Annotated in this window: 1 protein-coding gene and 2 pseudogenes; 2 read left to right on the top strand and 1 reads right to left on the bottom strand. The window is 57.4% G+C overall.

The window, feature by feature from the left end:
* Positions 1 to 325, bottom strand: a pseudogene (locus tag IGS51_RS18120) (CHRD domain-containing protein); the annotation flags it as partial.
* A gap of 265 nt (positions 326 to 590) precedes the next feature.
* Here IGS51_RS18120 and argG point away from each other — a divergent pair.
* On the top strand, positions 591 to 1,829 hold the full coding sequence (gene argG, locus IGS51_RS18115) for an argininosuccinate synthase (protein ID WP_297080186.1): 1,239 nt from the start codon (positions 591 to 593) through the stop codon (positions 1,827 to 1,829).
* A 675-nt stretch (positions 1,830 to 2,504) separates the two neighbouring features.
* Positions 2,505 to 2,700 (top strand): annotated as a pseudogene (locus IGS51_RS18110) (hypothetical protein); the annotation flags it as partial.

Genomic DNA, 2,700 nt, shown 5'->3' with positions numbered 1-2,700 from the left:
GACCGTCGTTGAAATCGCCCATCACCACCAGGCGATCGCCCGCCAGCACGGCCCCGGCCACACCCGTCGCCCGACCAGAGGGAGACGCACCCACCACCGCACCCCGGCTCAGGGTTGCCGAAAAGCGCTGGAAAGAAGAGCGGGTCATCCCCTGCGCCAGCAGCACAGTTTCCGCCTGACGCACTTCGGCGATGGGGGCGGGGCCTGCCGGACGCATCCAGCCAGAGACGGCTTGGGCCAGGGACGGGGTAGACAGCCCCACGAGAGATAGGCACGTCAGCGCACCCAGAATGAAATGGAAAAGAATCTTTTTGGAATGAATCATGGCTTTGAGGCGTTCGATAGCGCTTGCAATCAAGACTCGCGATGAATCCTAATAAACACTACGCCCAAAGCTGCTGTTTGGATGTGTGATTTCATCCTCGCTCGGAATCTGCATCAGAAATCTGTACCCAGCCCGACAGAATTTATCAAAAGACAGGGGATAATGCTCTCTGTTCTGGGTGAGGCGATCGCCAGTATTTGAACCCATCACGACTGGTCGGGCGCTGCTCAAGCAAAGGCGCTGCTTAGATTTAGGAAGGCTGCTCATGAAAGTGCAAGATTTGAAGGGAAAAACCGTTGCGTTTGCCGGGTCGGGCGGGCTGGATAGCTGCACCATTACGCGCTGGCTGACAAATCAGGGCGTGAATGTGGTGTGCTTTACGGCCGACCTGGGGCAGCCAGATGAGGAAGACATGGATGCGGTGCGCCAGCGGATGCTGAAGGCAGGCGCGGTGGACTTTGTGCTGCTGCCCGTGCGAGAGGCGATCGCCGAAGACGGCCTCAAGGTGATCCAGTCGCAGGCCTGCTACGAAGGGCGCTACTGGAACACAACAGGCATCGCGCGGTGTTCCCTGACCAAGGCAATGATTTTGGAAATGAAGCAGCGCGGGCTGACGATTTTTAGCCACGGCGCAACGGGGCGCGGCAACGACCAGGTGCGGTTTCAGCTCATTACCAATATGCTGGCTCCAGAGTTTGAGGTGTATGCACCCTGGCGCGACGAGAGCTTTCTGGCGCGGTTCCCCGGCCGCAGCGAGATGATTGATTTCTGTCAGGAAAATGGGCTGCCCGTAACGGCTACCAAAGACAAGCCCTATTCCACCGATGCCAACCTGCTGGGGCTGACGCATGAATCGGGAATGCTGGAGGCGCTGACCACCCCGGCCCAGTTTGTGAAGCCGATTATGGGCTGCTATCCGCAGGACGCGCCCGACGCGCCAGAAGTCTTTACCGTGCGGTTTGAAAAGGGTCGCCCGGTGAGCGTGAATGGGGAATCGGTGAATCTAGTGGATGCGTTTTTGAAGACGAATGCGATCGCCGGAAAGCACGGCATCGGCATCGGCACGCACCTGGTCGAAAACCGCTTTGTGGGCATCAAGTCGCGCGGCGTATACGAAAGCCCCGGCGTAGAAACCCTGGGCACTTGCTACGCTTATCTGCTGCAACTGATCCTAGATCGGCGGGCGCGGGAGTTTTATGACCAGCTTTCGCTCCTGGTGGCCAAGCAAATCTATCAGGGCTACTGGTTTGACCGGGCAACGCAGATGATGCTAGCGGCGATCGCCAACACGGCCGAACTCGCCACCGGAACCATCAGCGTGTCCCTTTACAAAGGCAATATCTCCTTTGTGGCGGCCGACGACGTGCCCCATATCCTCTATTCCGAAGAAAACGCCTCAATGGAGGGCGTGGGCGACTATAACCACGGCGACTCGGAGGGGCTGCTGCGGGTCTTTGGCGTGAGCGCCCGCGTGCTGGCCACCAGTGGTCAGGTCGGTCTTTGAAGAACTGGGGACTACGTTGAACGTGGGCCGAAACTGGGATGCGAGTTGATTGCTTGAGTGCGTCGCGCACAAACAATCAACTTGCATCTCTAGGGCCTTGCGCTTTGGCAGGCTAAACATCGGCAGGCGAAACCCTAACGTTTTAGCACACTCCGATACCGCGGCCTTGCCCGATGCCAGATGCTCAAGGGCTTCATTAAGCAAACTAAGCAAACTAAGCAAACAATGAAGAACTGGAGCGGTGGATAAATCACCAATCAGATGAACAGGGACTCACCCATGCTGCCGCTGATGATAAGGGGGGTTTTTAAGGGAGCAACAATCCTATGTCTGGATGCCTATGTCTGGATGATTCCGTATCCTCTGCGCCTTGTCGATCCCCAGTTGGGCGGCTAGAGTCTTAGTGAGTGCATCCAGCTTGGGCATTTTGCGGATGGGGATGGAGTTGCGCGATCGCCCCTTGGTAGGATAAGCACGAGGGCGGTCGCCACCTCAAAACCTCGTCAGATGCTTCTCCTAAGCCCTCGTTGCATGGTTCGTTGCATAAGATGCACAGGAGATGCACGGGAGATGCATAGGACTGTCGAATTCATTGGCTGTGAATCCGTAATGGCGTTTGGGTAACTTGAAAGAAGTTGAGTCAGACGCATCGCCCTGTTTCTACCTGGAACTGCCATGAGCGCCCCCTCCTCGCATCTACATTCCACATCCTCCCCATCGGCCGACCCGCTTGATGGGGACAATGCAACGGTTACGGTCGAGGTAGAAGTCCTCACCGATGGTTCGAGTGCTGGGCAATTGAGTGGGCGATCGCAGCCGCCAGAATCACCCGCTCCACCCCCCGTCCCTCCCCCCAATCCAAACAGCGATC

This window comes from Thermoleptolyngbya sp. M55_K2018_002 (assembly GCF_015295965.1).
GTDB classification, from domain to species: domain Bacteria; phylum Cyanobacteriota; class Cyanobacteriia; order Elainellales; family Elainellaceae; genus Thermoleptolyngbya; species Thermoleptolyngbya sichuanensis.
The sequence above is the reverse complement of the archived record's forward strand: the minus strand, read 5'-3'. Positions and strand labels throughout refer to the sequence as shown.